This window comes from Enterococcus sp. FR204 (assembly GCF_031143325.1).
Taxonomy (GTDB): Bacteria; Bacillota; Bacilli; order Lactobacillales; family Enterococcaceae; genus Enterococcus_B; species Enterococcus_B faecium.
The window spans coordinates 13,946-29,899 of the sequence record NZ_JAKZIW010000026.1; the positions used below are offsets into that span (position 1 = coordinate 13,946).

The 15,954-nt window shown below is 38.6% G+C and carries 16 protein-coding genes; 13 read left to right on the plus strand and 3 right to left on the minus strand.

Annotated elements, in window-relative coordinates; genetic code table 11:
* Positions 1–98 precede the first annotated feature (98 nt).
* The 4 genes from RG571_RS07455 to RG571_RS07470 all read left to right on the plus strand — a co-directional run bounded on the left by RG571_RS07455 (position 99) and on the right by RG571_RS07470 (position 4,818).
* A complete protein-coding gene (locus RG571_RS07455; protein WP_002286840.1) occupies positions 99–851 on the plus strand; it encodes a hypothetical protein in 753 nt (250 codons plus the stop codon).
* Between the two features lie 18 nt (positions 852–869).
* A complete protein-coding gene (gene queG, locus RG571_RS07460) occupies positions 870–2,021 on the plus strand; it encodes a tRNA epoxyqueuosine(34) reductase QueG (RefSeq protein WP_002339128.1) in 1,152 nt (383 codons plus the stop codon).
* 383 nt (positions 2,022–2,404) lie between these two features.
* Positions 2,405–3,013, plus strand: coding sequence for a LysM peptidoglycan-binding domain-containing protein (locus RG571_RS07465; protein WP_002286836.1), 609 nt, complete (start codon positions 2,405–2,407; stop codon positions 3,011–3,013).
* 167 nt (positions 3,014–3,180) lie between these two features.
* Positions 3,181–4,818 carry a phosphoenolpyruvate carboxykinase (ATP) gene (locus RG571_RS07470; protein WP_258430468.1) on the plus strand — a complete coding sequence of 546 codons (1,638 nt, stop codon included), beginning with the start codon at positions 3,181–3,183 and terminating at the stop codon, positions 4,816–4,818.
* A gap of 71 nt (positions 4,819–4,889) precedes the next feature.
* Here RG571_RS07470 and RG571_RS07475 read toward each other — a convergent pair whose 3' ends face one another.
* Positions 4,890–6,002, minus strand: a complete 1,113-nt coding sequence (locus tag RG571_RS07475; RefSeq protein WP_308947577.1) for an FAD-dependent oxidoreductase — start codon at positions 6,000–6,002, stop codon at positions 4,890–4,892.
* A 74-nt stretch (positions 6,003–6,076) separates the two neighbouring features.
* Complete coding sequence (locus tag RG571_RS07480; RefSeq protein ID WP_002293681.1) at positions 6,077–7,450, minus strand: MFS transporter; 1,374 nt, start codon at positions 7,448–7,450, stop codon at positions 6,077–6,079.
* Between the two features lie 220 nt (positions 7,451–7,670).
* Here RG571_RS07480 and RG571_RS07485 point away from each other — a divergent pair, with 220 nt between their 5' ends.
* The 9 genes from RG571_RS07485 (at position 7,671) to RG571_RS07525 (ending at position 15,239) form a co-directional block, all read left to right on the plus strand.
* Positions 7,671–8,288: a GyrI-like domain-containing protein gene (locus RG571_RS07485; RefSeq protein ID WP_002318343.1), complete on the plus strand. Its 618-nt coding sequence runs from the start codon at positions 7,671–7,673 to the stop codon at positions 8,286–8,288.
* Positions 8,289–8,385: 97 nt separating this feature from the next.
* Complete coding sequence (gene argR / locus RG571_RS07490; RefSeq protein ID WP_002286829.1) at positions 8,386–8,841, plus strand: arginine repressor; 456 nt, start codon at positions 8,386–8,388, stop codon at positions 8,839–8,841.
* Positions 8,842–8,858: 17 nt separating this feature from the next.
* On the plus strand, positions 8,859–10,361 hold the full coding sequence (locus RG571_RS07495; RefSeq protein ID WP_308947791.1) for a phosphomannomutase/phosphoglucomutase: 1,503 nt from the start codon (positions 8,859–8,861) through the stop codon (positions 10,359–10,361).
* A 94-nt stretch (positions 10,362–10,455) separates the two neighbouring features.
* Positions 10,456–10,662: a hypothetical protein gene (locus RG571_RS07500; protein ID WP_002293677.1), complete on the plus strand. Its 207-nt coding sequence runs from the start codon at positions 10,456–10,458 to the stop codon at positions 10,660–10,662.
* 85 nt (positions 10,663–10,747) lie between these two features.
* A complete protein-coding gene (locus RG571_RS07505) occupies positions 10,748–11,149 on the plus strand; it encodes an organic hydroperoxide resistance protein (RefSeq protein ID WP_258430471.1) in 402 nt (133 codons plus the stop codon).
* Positions 11,150–11,302: 153 nt separating this feature from the next.
* Positions 11,303–12,634: an FAD-containing oxidoreductase gene (locus RG571_RS07510; protein WP_010724442.1), complete on the plus strand. Its 1,332-nt coding sequence runs from the start codon at positions 11,303–11,305 to the stop codon at positions 12,632–12,634.
* A gap of 21 nt (positions 12,635–12,655) precedes the next feature.
* Positions 12,656–13,282 carry a cysteine hydrolase gene (locus tag RG571_RS07515; RefSeq protein WP_258430473.1) on the plus strand — a complete coding sequence of 209 codons (627 nt, stop codon included), beginning with the start codon at positions 12,656–12,658 and terminating at the stop codon, positions 13,280–13,282.
* A gap of 192 nt (positions 13,283–13,474) precedes the next feature.
* The gene (locus tag RG571_RS07520) at positions 13,475–14,056 is read left to right on the plus strand and encodes a TetR/AcrR family transcriptional regulator (RefSeq protein ID WP_002300332.1); all 582 of its coding nucleotides are present in this window, start codon (positions 13,475–13,477) and stop codon (positions 14,054–14,056) included.
* A 607-nt stretch (positions 14,057–14,663) separates the two neighbouring features.
* Positions 14,664–15,239, plus strand: a complete 576-nt coding sequence (locus RG571_RS07525; RefSeq protein WP_002318335.1) for an SOS response-associated peptidase — start codon at positions 14,664–14,666, stop codon at positions 15,237–15,239.
* A 204-nt stretch (positions 15,240–15,443) separates the two neighbouring features.
* On the opposite strand, the gene RG571_RS07530 is transcribed toward RG571_RS07525, so the two are convergent.
* Complete coding sequence (locus RG571_RS07530; RefSeq protein ID WP_002318334.1) at positions 15,444–15,782, minus strand: hypothetical protein; 339 nt, start codon at positions 15,780–15,782, stop codon at positions 15,444–15,446.
* Positions 15,783–15,954 lie beyond the last annotated feature (172 nt).

The following is a 15,954-nucleotide window of genomic DNA, read 5'->3' on the forward strand; positions in this document are numbered from 1 at the left end:
ATAAGAGATATGAAAAAAAATTATGCTGTTTTTCGTCGTACAGATACCTTTTTTGAAGAAATTCCGTTATAGTTAGAGTAAGGAAGGAAGGTGTGGCTATGAATTTTACACGTAAAGATAAATATACGATTAAAGAAGAAGTCTTTCGATTGATCAGCCAGCAGGAAAATACCGACAAGGATCAAGACCTTCAATTTCTTGAAGCAGAATTAGCTAAATTATTCATAGCAAATCAAAATGAGACAACAGAACCAGATGAAGAGCTGTACATAGGCAAATGGTTGTTTGATGAATTTCAGCCTTTAGATGAAAATACCGGTATCGGTTATTTTGTGTTCCTTTCTCCAGTCGGCTTCACACCTGGCGTATTAGTTAAACAAAACGACGAAATAACCGTCAAAGCATGGCCTGCATTATTTTCAGTCATCAAAGCAGAAGGAGTAATCAAAAAGATCCAGTCGGCCTATTATAAAAGTCAATTTATTGCCAACAGCAAATTAATGAATATGTTTTATAATCGTCTAGTAGAAATTGCCAGGCCTGGGAAAATCCCGCAAACATTCACGTACACACAGCAAAAAAATCTCTATGAAGAAGTATTGTATTCCCGCGATCTGTCTGAGTTTTCGCCATGGGAAGAGGTAAGGCTCCATGAACTGTTAAGTACAAAACCAGTTTCATTGAATTTTTTTAATGCATTAGATAACAAAAGAAAATTAATTTCAACAAATTATTGGGAAGTATTTGCTGCAAGAAAAAAATGGATGGAAGAAAAGAAGATTGCTGATCAGCAGATCCAGTTTGTCCAGCTGAAAAAAGAAAAACTATATTATGGGTTATACAGCCGTTAACAGCAAGCGAGGAAGACCATGACATTAAAAGAAGAAATCATACAAGAAAGCAAACGATTAGGAATTGACAAAATCGGGTTCACCACGGCGGAACCTTTTGATTCATTAAAAGAATCGTTGGAAGAACAAAAAGCAGCTGGCCATACTTCTGGCTTTGAACATCCAAATATCGATGAGCGTCTTTATCCAGAAATGACATTTGATCAGCCGAAATCGATCATTTCCATTGCACTTGCGTATCCTACTAGGATCCATGAAGAAGTGCCTAGGGATGAAAAACGCGGGCAGTTTGCTCGTGCTTCTTGGGGGATCGATTACCATGATATACTCAGAGACCGTTTGAACCGATTGATCGAATTCATCCAAACAAGAGCAGAAAAATGGCAAAAAGAAGAGGAATGGCGTCTAGCTCCGCAAGTAGATACTGGAGAACTGATCGATGTCGCTGTAGCACAGCGAGCTGGTTTAGGATTTATTGGACGAAACGGATTGTTGATCACTGAAGAGTTCGGTTCATTTGTCTATCTTGGTGAGATCGTTACTAATATTGTATTTGAGCCTGATAAACCAGGAGAATTTGGTTGCGGTGATTGTATGCGCTGCGTGACTGCTTGTCCGACAAAAGCATTGCTTGGTGACGGAAGAATGAATGCCCAGCGATGTTTGTCTTATCAAACTCAGACAAAAGGGATGATGCCGGAAGAATATCGTAAAAAAATGCGAAATGTCATTTATGGATGTGATATCTGCCAGTTAGTCTGCCCTTACAATCAAGGAAAAGATTTTCATTTTCATGAAGAGATGGAACCAAAAGTAGACGAAGTATATCCAAAATTAAAGCCAATACTTTCGATGTCTAATAAAGACTTCAAACAGCAATTTGGGCATTTAGCTGGTTCATGGCGTGGGAAGAAACCTTTGCAGAGAAACGCATTGATTGCTTTAGCTAATCTAGGTGATCGAACGGCATTGCCTGAGATTTTAGAATGTTTAACAGATGTCCGCCCTGTCATCAGAGGAACAGCAGCTTGGGCTATTGGACGTCTAGGAACAAAAGAACCGGAAAAATGGCTTGATGTATTAGATGAAATATTAGCTAAAGAAACAGAAGAAGTCGTTATAAACGAATTGGAACATGCCCAGAAATTATTGCGGAGAAAGTTAAAATAAAAAAATAGTTAACATTATTCAAAGTTTTTGTCCAGTAATTGTTGTAACAATTACTGGTTTTTTTGTATTTTTTACATTTTTTTAAGAGAATTTGATAAAAATCAAAAATTTTTTTGCTTTTTTTTATGGATTATTGCAGTAAATGTTACAGAATCTGCGTTTTTCATTCAAAAATAAAAAAACATAGAAAAACGATTACTTTGCTTATACAACAAGGCTTTTATGGTTTTGTATCAAAAAAATATTTGTTTAAATGTTACAAATATTAAATAATTCGTCATTTTGTCATTAAATGTCATGATTCTTTTACCTATGAAATATTTCTAAATGATAAAGTTAATAGCGTCGAAAGAATAAAAAACGGAGAAAAAAAGGAGTTTAATATGAATTCATTTAAGAAAATTGTTTTAGGTACAACTTTTGCTGCTGGTGCTACTGCAATGTTTGTAGGAACTACAAATGCTCACGCTGATGAAGTTTATACAGTAAAATCAGGTGATTCATTATCTAAGATCTCACAAAAATTTGCAGGAGACAACTCAATGATCGATGCAATTGCTGAAAAAAATTCGATCGCAAACATCAACCGCATTTATGTTGGTGAACAATTAACAATCCCAACTTCAAATGATTCTTCAGCAACAACAGAAAACAAAACAACAGAAAATACAGCATCTACAACTGAAACAGCAACGCAAGAACATACATACGTTGCACCTGTTGAAACAGTTGAAGTAGCTCCTGCTGCCCCAGCTGCTGCAACAGCGCCAACTTCAAGCTCTGCAAAAGAATGGATCGCACAAAAAGAATCAGGCGGTTCATACACAGCTACTAACGGACGTTACATCGGCCGTTATCAATTAGATGCTTCATACTTAAACGGCGACTATTCAGCTGCCAATCAAGAACGTGTAGCAGAACAATATGTAACATCTCGTTATGGTTCATGGGATGCTGCTAAAACATTCTGGTTAGCAAACGGCTGGTACTAAGCCGATAAAAGGAAAATGATGAAACCGAGAAACTTGTTTATTCAAGTTCTCGGTTTTTTTGTGTGAAAAATAACTCGTTTGCTTCCCACAGCGCAGCAGTACAAATAAAAACTCGAATAATGTATAATAAAGAAAACGTTTTTTTGTTTAGGGAATGAGGAGGAGCCATGAGTACAAAAGAGAGTCTCGAATTAAACGAAATCACAAGTGGAAATCCACTGTTATCCAGTATTCGATCGATTGTAGAAACGACATTTTACGGTAATAATGTTCATGAAGTTTTTGACAGGAAGACAGCTTATCAACTAGCAAAAGGGAGTCCAGGAACGATCATCACAGATTTAACAATCTCACATGCTGAAGAACTAGATTTACCAGCTGATGTCAGGACACTAGTATTCAATGATGGAAGCATTGTGGGAAGAACAGCAAGTGCTCGGCGGATCTTTGAGGACTTAGACAAGGAACAAAGCAAATACGAGAAAATTTTAAGAGAAGCTGTGTATCAAAGTCGCAAGCGCCAGTTTTACCATACAAAAGTAATCGTTGGCCTATCTGAAGAATTTTCTGTGCAAAGTCATTTGCTGATTCCAGAAGGATTTGAGAACAATTTGTATTCTTATTTGCTGAATTTTCAGCCAGCGAATTCGAAGATCTTAAAGACTTATCAAAAGTCTGTTTCCTTTGATGAGGGAGATCTTTATATCTTTTGTGATCCCGAGTGGACACATGAAACATTTCCCAATGGACTCATTTTGTTTGATGCTCTCCATAATACAGCGGCTGTGCTAGGATTACGTTACTTTGGAGAATTAAAAAAAGCGACTTTGACGCTTGCTTGGGCATTGGGAAATCGCAATGGTTTTATTGCCTGCCACGGTGGGATGAAACAATATGCTAGTAATGACCAGACCTATACGATGGCTGTATTTGGGTTGTCCGGTTCTGGAAAATCAACGATTACCTTAGCAAAACATACGGAAGGTCACTCTGTTTCGATCTTGCATGACGATGCTTTCGTTATTTCTCGAAAAAATGGTTTTGCTACTGCCTTGGAACCTTCTTACTTTGATAAAACACAAGACTATCCGTCTGATGATCCGGCCATTTCTTCTTTCCTTACTTGTCAGAATGTGGGCGTGACATGTACAAGTAAAGGAGAAAAAGTCCTAGTAACAGGAGATATACGAAACGGAAATGGGCGGACAGTCAAATCACGTTATGCGACACCCGACCGAGTCGATCATCTTAGCGAAAAGATCGATGATGTTTTTTGGATCATGAAAGATGATTCGCTTCCGCCAATTATCAAGATCAATGACCCAGTTTTAGCAGCGTCTTTTGGTGCAACATTAGCAACAAAACGATCAGACGCGGAAAATATCACTACAAAAAGACAGCTAGATGAGCTAGTCATTGAACCATTTGCTAATCCTTTCCGTGTCTATCCTCTTAGGGAAGACTATCAAGCTTTTCGAGAGTTGTTTTTGAAACAGCAAACAGCCTGCTATGTCCTGAATACTGGATATTTCGATGATAAAAAAATCAAACCTGAAACGACATTGTCAATCGTTGAAAGAATCGTGCAACAAACGGCAGAATTCAAGTCGTTTGGTCCATTTGAAGACATCCACTATTTACCTATACCAGATTTTCCTGTTTCTTTTGAGGATACGTCCTATAAAAATCTGGTGAAACAACGACTTGATATTCGTTTACGATTCATTGAAGCTCAGATAGGAAAAGATCTCTTGCCAGATGAAGCAAAAGAAAGTTTGGAGAATTTGATTCAGAAATTGAACTAAAATAACAGCTTTTTCAAGAAGTAATCCATGCGCAATATCGCTCGGGATCCTTACTTGAAAAAGCTGTTTTTCTATGATGGATTTTTCGTAATATAGGTGGAGATGTCCTTTTGATAATCTTCCATAGGCCAATGACCAGTATTTAAGAAGTTGGCTAATAGATAGCCGATATAAGGACCTGTGGTCAAGCCAGAAGAGCCTAGACCGCTAGCAGCCAGTAAGCTTGGATCATCTGGCAGTACGCCGAAAAATGGGGAAAAATCTGACGTATAAGCACGGGTACCTACACGGAACACGTATGGCCAGTTTTTTATCTGATCTGAATCGGCCAAGAACTGTTCTGTACTTTTAGTCAATCCCTCGTAAGCTTCGCTAGTAGGAGCCAAATCCCAGCCTTGATCGTTTTCATGGGTAGCACCTAAAAGGATCTTTCCATCCATGAAAGGAATGAAATCAGCTTCTCCGTCAAGCATAGCAACAGGCCAGTCTTGACTCATCTTATAAGATGTCTGAAATGCTAAGAGCTGCCCTTTTTGCGGACGTATATCTGCAGCATAGCCTAATTCTTGTAATAAAGGCTTAAGTGCCGGGCCAGGTGTCAAAATTACACGATCAGCTGTGTATTCTCCAAACGGTCCCTTGATGAGCCAAGAATCGCTCTTCTTATGCAAAGTGACTTTTGCCTGGATCTGCTCCATTTGTTTTTGTGCTAAACGCTGACCAAGATGTTCTAAATATGCTTTTCCATCCAGACGACCACCACCACTGATACGCAGTGAAACTGCTGGTTTCAATAACGGAAGTGCTTGAGATGTCTGTTCAGGTGAAAGCCATTCGATGTTTCCAATTTCTGGCGCTTCTTCTTTTCGTTTCTCGGCAAGAACAGCCAATTCAGCTAAATCTTTTTCAGGTCGAAGCAAAAGTGTCCCTGATTGTGCGTAAATCGTTTGATCAAGTTGGAAATCTTTTATAAGTTTAGGGAAAAAAGCAGCGCCGTCTTTAGCCAGACGATACCATTGTTTGTTTCTGCGTTTCGACAACCAAGGGGAGATAATCCCAGCGCTAGATTTAGTTGCCTGTCCTGTCCCTTCATCAAATAAAGCAACATTGAATTTTGATGTATCTAAGTAACTGGCTAGGGTCATACCAATGATCCCGCCACCGATAATGGCAATTTTTTCCATAAAAAAGCCTCCTTTTACAAACAACCATTTTCACACAAAAAAACGGCAGATGCAACACCTGCCGTATATGGAATCTATGCTTTTTTAGCAAAGAACAGATAATAGGCGAATCGAGCAAAGCTTACGAGAAGCAACAGCAACAAGACGCCTAATGCTGCTTTTGATCCTAATGTAGTAGACACTTCATAGTTATGGGAAGTATGATGCTGGACGTAATTGATAATGACCGCTACTAATGAAGTAGCCACAGCGCCAGAAAACTGCTGCAAGGTATTGAACATTGCGTTCCCGTCTCCTTGTAGTTCTTCATTCAGTGCATTCATTCCGGTGGTCATCATATTGCTGTATGATAATCCGATACCGATCATATAAAACACATGACAAGCAATCAATACACCCACTGAAGCGTGTCCTATGAGTAGGAATAATGCTAGCCAACCAATCAAAGAAAGAATCAGCCCAGCAAAAATTGGCTTCTTCGGACCATATTGATCCAGCATTTTCCCGGAAAAAGGAGAAAGCAAAGCACCAACCGCTGCGCCGGGAAGCATCGCTAATCCAGCGACAAAAGGACTACTTCCTTGAACGATCTGAAGGAAATTCGGCAAGACAAAAGATACACCAAGTAATAAAAACTGATAAACTAAGAAGCCAATCAAAAACAAGCGGAATGTTTTATTTGAAAGAATAGACAGTCGGATCAGCGGATGCTCCACTTTTTTACTTCGATAGTAAAAAAGGAACCAGCCAATACCGCCGATGATTAAAGCAATCCAGCTGGAAACTGTTCCCAACGTACTCAAAAATGTTAGACTTCCACTAAACAAAAGACAAATTCCTAAAACGCTTATCCAATCCAAATAACCACTTTTTTGTACTGCCATCTCGGGAATAGCAAACCAGCCGATAATCAAAGAAAGAATCAAAACGGGCACAAGAAACAGGAAGATATGATTCCATGTAAAATGTGAAGTCATAATGCCTCCATAAGTGGGACCAATTGCTGGAGCAATGGCCGTTGTCAAAGTACCGACACCCATCATCGCGCCTCGTCGATTGAGGGGGGCAAATGTCAAGATAATATGGAACATCAACGGAAGAGCGATACCTGTCGCTGCACCTTGGAGCAATCGCCCAAACAATAGGACCATGAAGGTAGGAGAGAAGAAATCGATCATTATACCTGCCAAGAAAAGCAGATTTGAAGCTAAAAAGAGTTTTTTGAGACTAAAATTGCGATTCAAATAAGTAGACAGCGGAACAATGATCGAAATCATCAAAAGATAAATCGTTGTTACCCATTGGACTTGTGCAGTCGTTAAATCAAACTGTCTGATAAGAGTTGGGAAAGTTACATTCATGGCCGTCTCGATCAATACGCCCGCAAAAGACATCATCCCTGTTGCAATTACTGCAGGTACTAAAAGCAGCTGTTTTTGTTTTGTCATTTACATCACCTCTAAAAAATTTCGTAAAAAAAGAGAGTGATTTCTATTATAAAAATAGAAACCGCCTCTCTCTCGACACGCCGAAACGTGTTATCTGTACGATTTATTTACTTAACTTATTCTAGCACAAACTGAAAAATAGTGTCAACACGATTAGCCAAGTCACTCAAAAAGAGGTATGATAATAAATAACTAAATGGAATTTCGCGGAGGAAGAAAAATGGAAAAAATTGAATGGCGTAAAGACAAGAGCTATAGTATGAAAAAAAGCCCGCAAATACTAGAGGTTCCTAAAAAACCATTCTTTAGCATCAGAGGGATCGGCGACCCGAATCAGGAAGACTTTAAACGAAGAGTAGCCTGTCTATATGCAGTCAGCTATGCAATACGCATGTCGCCTAAAAAAAATTGGCTGATTCCTGATTATCAGATGTATACTGTCTATCCACTGGAAGGACAATGGGGACTGCAAGAAAAGTATTTGCATGAACCAGTGATGAAAAAAGAACATTTTTCTTATCAATTGATGATCCGACAGCCTGACTTTGTTACAGAAGCGATAGCACAAGAAGCCATTCAGCGTTCTAGCAAACTTCGGGAAGACTTGAAAGAACAAGTAGTATTCAAAAAGATGGAAGAAGGTCTTTGTGCCCAAATCTTACACGTCGGGCCCTATGACGAAGAACCAGCAACGTTTGAGAAATTAGAAGCATTCATCGCAAAAGAAGGCTATGAAAGAGCTTCTAAAGAACACAAAGAGATTTACATCAGCGATCCAAGAAAATCAGCACCTGAAAAAATGAAGACGATTTTGCGTGTTAAAATAGAAAAAGGTTAGCAACCTGAATGAAAACAAAAAATAAAAGTACAAAATACCAAAATATGAAGAAATATTACTTATCTTTTGCTATAATCAACATTGAGAGGTGTCTAATATGAAAAAGAAACAGCGACAAGCACTGATCCGCCAGATCATTACAGAACAACCTATTGGGACACAGGAAGAGCTGCTTGCTCGGCTGCATGAAGCAGGCGCCGATGTGACTCAAGCAACGATTTCTCGAGACATTCGAGAAATGAAGTTAGTAAAAAGTCAAAATGAAAACAAAATAGTACGCTATACATTATTTAACCAGCCATCTGTTTCTTTAAATGAAGAACGTTTGCGTACAGCAATTAGACGCGAGGTTTTGCGTATCCAGTCTGTTCAGTTCATGGTCATCGTATTGACTGAACGAAATGGTGCCGATGTGGTAACGAATTGGCTAGATGAAGTGGCTTACCCTGAAGTTGTCGGAACGATGGCCGGTGTAGATACATTCATTATTATTTGCCGCTCAGAAGAAGAAGCACAGCGATTTGCAGAAAAGCTGGAAAAAATGAGGGAATAAATGAGGGGGACTTTTATATGAAAGATATGAAAGCGCTACAAAATGGATCGGATATTCGAGGAATCGCATTACCAGTTGAAGGATATGAAGTAAACTTGACGACAGACATGGTAAAAAAGATCGGCTGGGGACTAGCAAACTGGATAAAGAAAAAGAAGAAGTCAACCGATCCAAATAAAAAATGGACGATTGGGATTGGTCATGACAGTAGGATAAGCGGACCAGCACTGAAAGAGGCGTTGATCCAAAGTCTGAAAGAACAAGGGATACATGTCATCGATTTCGAATTAGCTACTACGCCTGCTATGTTTATGTCCACTCAATTTGAACAGTTCTCGTGCGATGCTGCGGTTATGCTGACTGCTAGCCATCTTCCCTATTATTATAATGGAATAAAATTCTTTACCTCAGAAGGAGGAGCAGAAAAAGAAGATATTGCTTTTATCCTATCACAGCAGCAAAAAATAAAAAGCGAACAAACTGGAAGCGTAGAAAAAGCAGACCTTTTGACACCTTATGCGCAAGATTTAGTCACAAAAATTAAAAAGGGGATTGGAACACTAGAAAGCAAACCACTAAATGGTTGGAAAATCATTGTTGATGCCGGAAATGGTGCTGGTGGATTCTTTGCTGAAAAAGTATTGAATAGCTTAGGTGCGGATTCAACAGGTTCCCAATTTTTGGAACCAGATGGCCGATTTCCTAATCATATCCCAAATCCTGATAATAAAGAAGCGATGGAAAGTATCAAGCAGGCTGTTTTAGCAAATGAAGCAGATCTTGGGATCATTTTCGATACAGATATGGATCGTTCTGCAGTTGTCAGTGCTTCCGGAACAGTGATCAATCGAAATAATTTGATCGCAGTATTAAGTACAATCGTATTAAAAGAGCATCCAGGAACAAGAATCGTGACGAATTCCCCTACTTCTTCTCATCTACAAAGATTCATTGAAGAAAAAGGAGGCATCCAAGTTCGTTATATTTCCGGCTATCGAAATGTAATCAATAAAGCATTAGAACTTAACCGTCTTGGGAAAGATACACAGCTAGCCATCGAAACAAGCGGACACGCTGCATTCAAGGAAAACTATTTTCTGGATGATGATGCATATGTCATCGCAAAGATCCTGATGCTTTTGCCAGAATTAAAAAGAAAAGGTATCACATTAGATGAACAAATCAAAGAGTTGAAACAGCCCGTAGAAGTACAAGAAATCCGATTAAAATTGTTCAGCGATGAACCACGCGAACAAGGAAACAAGATATTAGAAGAAATGAAGCGACTGTTGGAAGAAGAAAAAGGGATGAACTTCGACCCGGAAAATGAAGAAGGTATTCGATATGATCTAGAAGAGCCATACGGAAACGGCTGGTTTTTGATCCGTTTAAGCTTACATGAGCCGTTACTAGTATTACAGATAGAAAATGATGAATTCGGAAAGAACAAGTTGGCGTTAGTAAAATTAGCAAAATTATTCGGACATTTTTCTGATCTTGAATCATTAACAGCAGAATAAACCAGTCTTTTTGAAAGGCTAGTTGCTTGGACGGCAAAAAAAGTGGTATGGTTAAATCGAGTGCTGGTAGGGAGACCAGCAAAAGGAGGAAAAAATGGTAACGAATATGGTTATTTTTTTAACAGTATTGGTTTATGGGGTCAACTTTCTGGTATATATGTATCTTAAAATCAATCATATAAAAGATTATGTAGAAAAGATTGCAATTTATTTTGGAACAAATATGACGCTGTTGTTCACGAGTAGTATTTTTTTGTTTTTTGGAAAAATAGTAGAAGACGGCATTCTGGTATTCGAATAAGCAGAATTTTTGTAGAAAGCGCCTTACTTGTCATACACTATAGTTATAGCCAAGTAGCAAATGGTCAATCGAAAGGAGCAGTACAATGAAAAAAGCATACGAAACAGCAATGATCAACCATGGCGGGCGCAGTGGAGAAGTCGAGGCACCAAATGGCTCGATGCATATGAAAATCACTCCGCCAGGAATCCATGCAGAAGGAACAAATCCAGAACAATTATTTGCAGCAGGTTATGCTTCTTGTTTCAATGGGGCGGTACAACATATGATCAAAGAAGCAGGAATGACAGCAGAGTCCACAGTAAAAGCACGTGTCTCTCTTTATAATTTAGATGATGGCGGCTATCAGATCGGTGTAGTATTAGAAGTGCATATCGATGGCATCAACGAAGAAGAAGCCCAAAAAATTGCAGAAGATGCGCATGAATTCTGCCCTTACTCCAAAGCAACTAGAGGAAATATCGATGTAGAAGTAACGATTGTTTAGAAGAATAAAGGAAATCGAACCAGACTAAAAACGTGAAAGGACCGCTTTTTGTCTGGTTTTTTTGACAAATAAAGCAGATGATTTGGAAAATAGACGATTATCGGTTATCATATTTTTGTACCAACCGGTAGGTAAAAAAGAAGCGAGGGAAAAATGATGGAAAAATATCAAAATATTGTGATCGGTTTTGGAAAGGGCGGTAAGACTTTAGCGAAGGCGTTAGCTTCAAAAGGTGAATCGGTTTTAGTCGTTGAAAAGTCAACACGTATGTATGGCGGAACATGTATCAACATCGGCTGTATTCCTTCTAAATCATTGATTTTCAATGGAGAAAGAGGAATCGACTTTACAGAGGCTGTTGCTCGGAAAGAAAAATTGACGGGCATGCTTCGCGCCAAAAATTATCATATGATCAGCGATGAGGCAACTGGGACAGTGATGGACGGTACAGCACGTTTTCTTTCTAACCATCAAATCGAAGTGACGAATAATGGTGAAAAAGTGATTGTTGAAGGCGAACGGATTTTCATCAATACTGGTTCTGAACCAATCATTTTACCAATCAAAGGATTGAATACAAGTCGCTACTTGATTGATTCTACGCAAGCGATGGATCAGGAACAATTACCGGAAAAATTAGTGATCATCGGGGCTGGATATATTGGCTTGGAATTTGCATCAATGTTCAATGAATACGGATCTAAAGTTGTCGTTCTTGATGCCCATCCTGAATTTCTTCCTCGTGAAGATGAAGATATCGCGCAAATGATTTTAGAAGACATGACAAATGCGGGAATCGAATTCCATCTAGGTGTATCTGTAGATCAAGTAGCAGACCAAGAATCAACAGCTGCCGTCACCTTTACAGAAGATGGCCAAGAAGTAACAATCCAAGCGTCAAAAGTTTTGGCTGCAACTGGAAGAAAACCAAGTACAGCAGCACTTGGATTAGAAAATACAGATGTTAAACTAACAGATCGCGGAGCAATCGCTGTGGATGAATACCTTCGTACAGATGCAGACAACATTTGGGCGATTGGAGACGTCAAAGGCGGATTGCAGTTCACTTATATCTCTCTAGATGATTATCGAATCATTATGGAACAGTTGAAGGGCGAGAATAAACGAACAACGAATAACCGGAAAGCTGTGCCTTACAGTGTATTTATCACTCCGACTTTATCCAATGTAGGTTTAACAGAAAAACAAGCCAAAGCACAAGGCGTCAATTACAAATTATTCAAGTATATGACAAGCGGTGTCCCTAAAGCACAAGTATTAGAAGATCCTAAAGGTGTATTCAAAGTTTTAATCGACCCTGAAACTGACTTGATTCTAGGGGCAAGTATCTATGCGGAAGATTCTCATGAAGTCATCAACTTGATTTCGCTAGCTATGAATGGAAAACTTCCTTATACGTTATTGAGAGATCAAATCTATTCTCATCCAACAATGAGTGAAGCTCTAAATGATGTATTAAAATAAATAACGAATGGAGAATCCACCATGTTCAATAATAAAAATACAGCAGTAGTTCTCACTGACCCGCAAGTTGAGTTCTTGAAACCAGCAGGCGGTGGCTTTGGTTTGACAAAAGATATCTTAGAAAAATACAATACGATCGAAAATATGATTGAAATGGTAAAACAAGTAAAAGAAAAAGGATACAAACTCTTTATTTCTCCTCATTATTTTTACCCACATGACCATAAATGGCAATTTGGCGGTGCAGGAGAACATATGATGCTTGAGCAGCAGATGTTTGCTAGAAAAAGTCAATATGAATCAGTGGAAGAAGGTTCAGGAGCCGATTTTATCGAAGAATTGAAACCTTATTTGGATGAAAATACGATCATCAGCTCTCCTCATAAAATCTTTGGACCAGAAAGCAACGACTTAGCGCTTCAATTGAGAAAAAATGGAATCGACACAGTAATTCTTGGTGGAATGAACGGAAACTTGTGTAGCGATTCCCATATGCGTGAATTGGTAGAGAGTGGATTCAATGTTGTTGTAGCGACAGATGCAATTGGTGCTCCTGGCCAAGAAGCAATGGATGCAGCGTTGACGAACTTTGGCTTTATTGCAGATCAAGTGATGACAACAGAGGAAGTATTAGAGCAACTATCATAAGATAGGAATTGCTTTTTTCCTCGCAGTTCTTGAATCAATGAACATCTAGCTATATGAGAACACATGAGAACAGTTTTATAGTGAGGGCTGTGTCAGATAGTTTGGCACAGTCTTTTTTAAACGATTAAGAAGAAAAAATGATGAATTTATTGTATAATACAGGACTATGAGAAATGAAAAAGGAGAATATCATTGAAAACAAAGGAAAAGATCTTGGAAGCGACCAAAGATCTTATTTATAAAAAAGGCTATCATGAAACGTCAATCCGAGATATTCTAGCAGCTTCTGAGACGGGGAAAGGGCAATTTTATTATTACTTTTCTTCAAAAAAAGAAGTTTGTCTAGCGGTGATCCATGCGCATATGGACGTGTGGCAGACAGAATTGTTCGAAGACATCTTAAATGCTGGAAAACAGCCAGAAGAAGCATTAGAAGAAATGTTGGACTGGATTTTTGCTGATCATGAGACACAGATCACTTATCATGGCTGTCCTGTAGGTAATTTGATTATTGAGTTGAGTACAGTGGATGAAGAATACCGTCTGTTGCTACTAGAATTAGTCAATCAATGGGTCAAGTATACGAAACAAAATATCCTGGCACTTTCTGAAGAAAAACTGTCCGATGAAGAAGCAGACCGTCAAGCCAAAGCGTTGATTGCTGAAATCCAGGGAAGTATCTTATTGTTGAAAGTCACACAAGATCTATCACTACTTAGACAGAATTTCCAATTGATCAAAGAAAGATTGTTAACTTCGCAAAAGGTTCTTTAATAATTAGAGGTTGTGACAGAAGTGGTCAGCTTCAAGAAATAAGAAGGAATTTACGAAAATTGCTTCTCAAATTTTTGTGAAATTTCGGCTTATTTTTCGAAGAAGCTACTTCTGGAACACCGTGTATTAGAGGTTGTGAAATCAGCGCTTTGACCTGAGTATTAGAGAAACAAACGGCAAAATAGTTCCTCATATTTTGCCGTTTTTTGAGCTAATACCGAAGGTTAGCTGATTGAACACCGTTTAAGGAAGAGGTTGTGAAAAAGTCGCTTAGTTTCGAGTATTAAGAAAAATTTTGTGAAAATGGCTTTCTACATTTTTGCATAAATTTGGCTTAATACCGAGAAACTGGCTTTGGAACACCGTTTACCCAGAGGTCGTAAGCCTGCCGTTTCACTCCGAGTCACAAGGAACAATTTCAAAAAGCAGCTTCTCATGTTTGTTGAATATTGTGACTTGTGACCGAGGAGTTGGCAGGAGAATACCATTCACTGGAGAGTTTGTCACTTGTCACAACTTTTTTAGTTCTACACAAATTGAAAGCGTTTTGTTGGTGCGAACTTCTTGTTGCAGTGTATGATAGAAAAAAAGATTGGGAGGGATTAGGATGTGTGGTCGTTATTTTTTTGATCTAGAGTCAGAGCTCCTTCAGAATTATTATCGAGAAGCCCAGACGAAACAACCGGAGCAGGCAGCAGAATTAGCAGCTGGAGAAGTTTTTCCGTCAAATCTTGTTGTGACGTTAAGAAAAGAGGAAGAAAACATCCTCACTCCGGAAATCATGAAGTGGGGATTTACCGGATTTAAAAAAGGACAATTGATGATTAATGCCCGTGCAGAGACAGTAGAAGAAAAAAAGACCTTTCATCAACCATTTTTGCAAAATCGTTGTGTTTTCCCAATGAGTGGCTTTTATGAGTGGAATGAAGAAAAAGACAAATTTATGTTTTCAAATAAGGAAAAAATAGTGTATATTGGCGGTTTTTATCGTAGCCATCAGGATGAAAAAATGGCAGAATCAATCATAATGACTACTGAACCTAACCGCACAGTCGCACCAATCCATGACCGAATGCCGCTTGTCTTGACTGAAGAACAAATCGAACCTTGGGTAACAGATATTTCTTTTGCGCGAAAAATCATTACTCAGCAGATGCCTGAATTAGTAATGGAGAAGGTATAACATAATCGATTTTTCAAAGAAAGAGCGGCAAAAAACGAAAAAGACTTCAGCACAGATCCCAAAAACAAAGAGAACAGAAGAAATGCTCATAAGCTGCATATACTGCATCTATAGGGTCACAGTCGACCTTTCTAATGTATAGCTTCTATTTGTTTTTTACTCGTGCTGCGAGTCTTTTTTATTTATACCTAACGATGTTTATCATTATGACTCTTTGAATTCTTGGAATCTAAAATTCAAAGTTAACGACTGGTTGGCAGTTGTATATTCTCTGAATTTATAGATAAGAGGTTGCCATTTATCCACATTGATATGAGTTGGATCATGTAAAATCCCTTCTTCTACAAAAATAGCTACGATCTCACGTTCTACAATAGCAAAGTCTTGTCTAGTTGAAATTCGTTGAACCAATGTTTCTATTTGAGGCGGGCATTCTTTGATCCGAACAGTTGAAACTTCTTCACCTGCTAGTTTCGTGAACTTTCCCAATTGAAATTTGTCAGAGCAAAAGGAATAGCCAGCTTTTTGTTTATAATCGGGCATGATAGGATGGCCTGTCGTCTTTGCGATTTTCTCCCAAAGCGTTTTATCTGCAAAATTGAAGGTAGCGGGGGGGTTAGCTATAGTATTTGGGTAGCTTTTGGATCCATAGGTTCAATGTTTCTTGGATTATTTTTTTAGTTAAAGAAAAAATGAACTGGCTACAATTTATTTC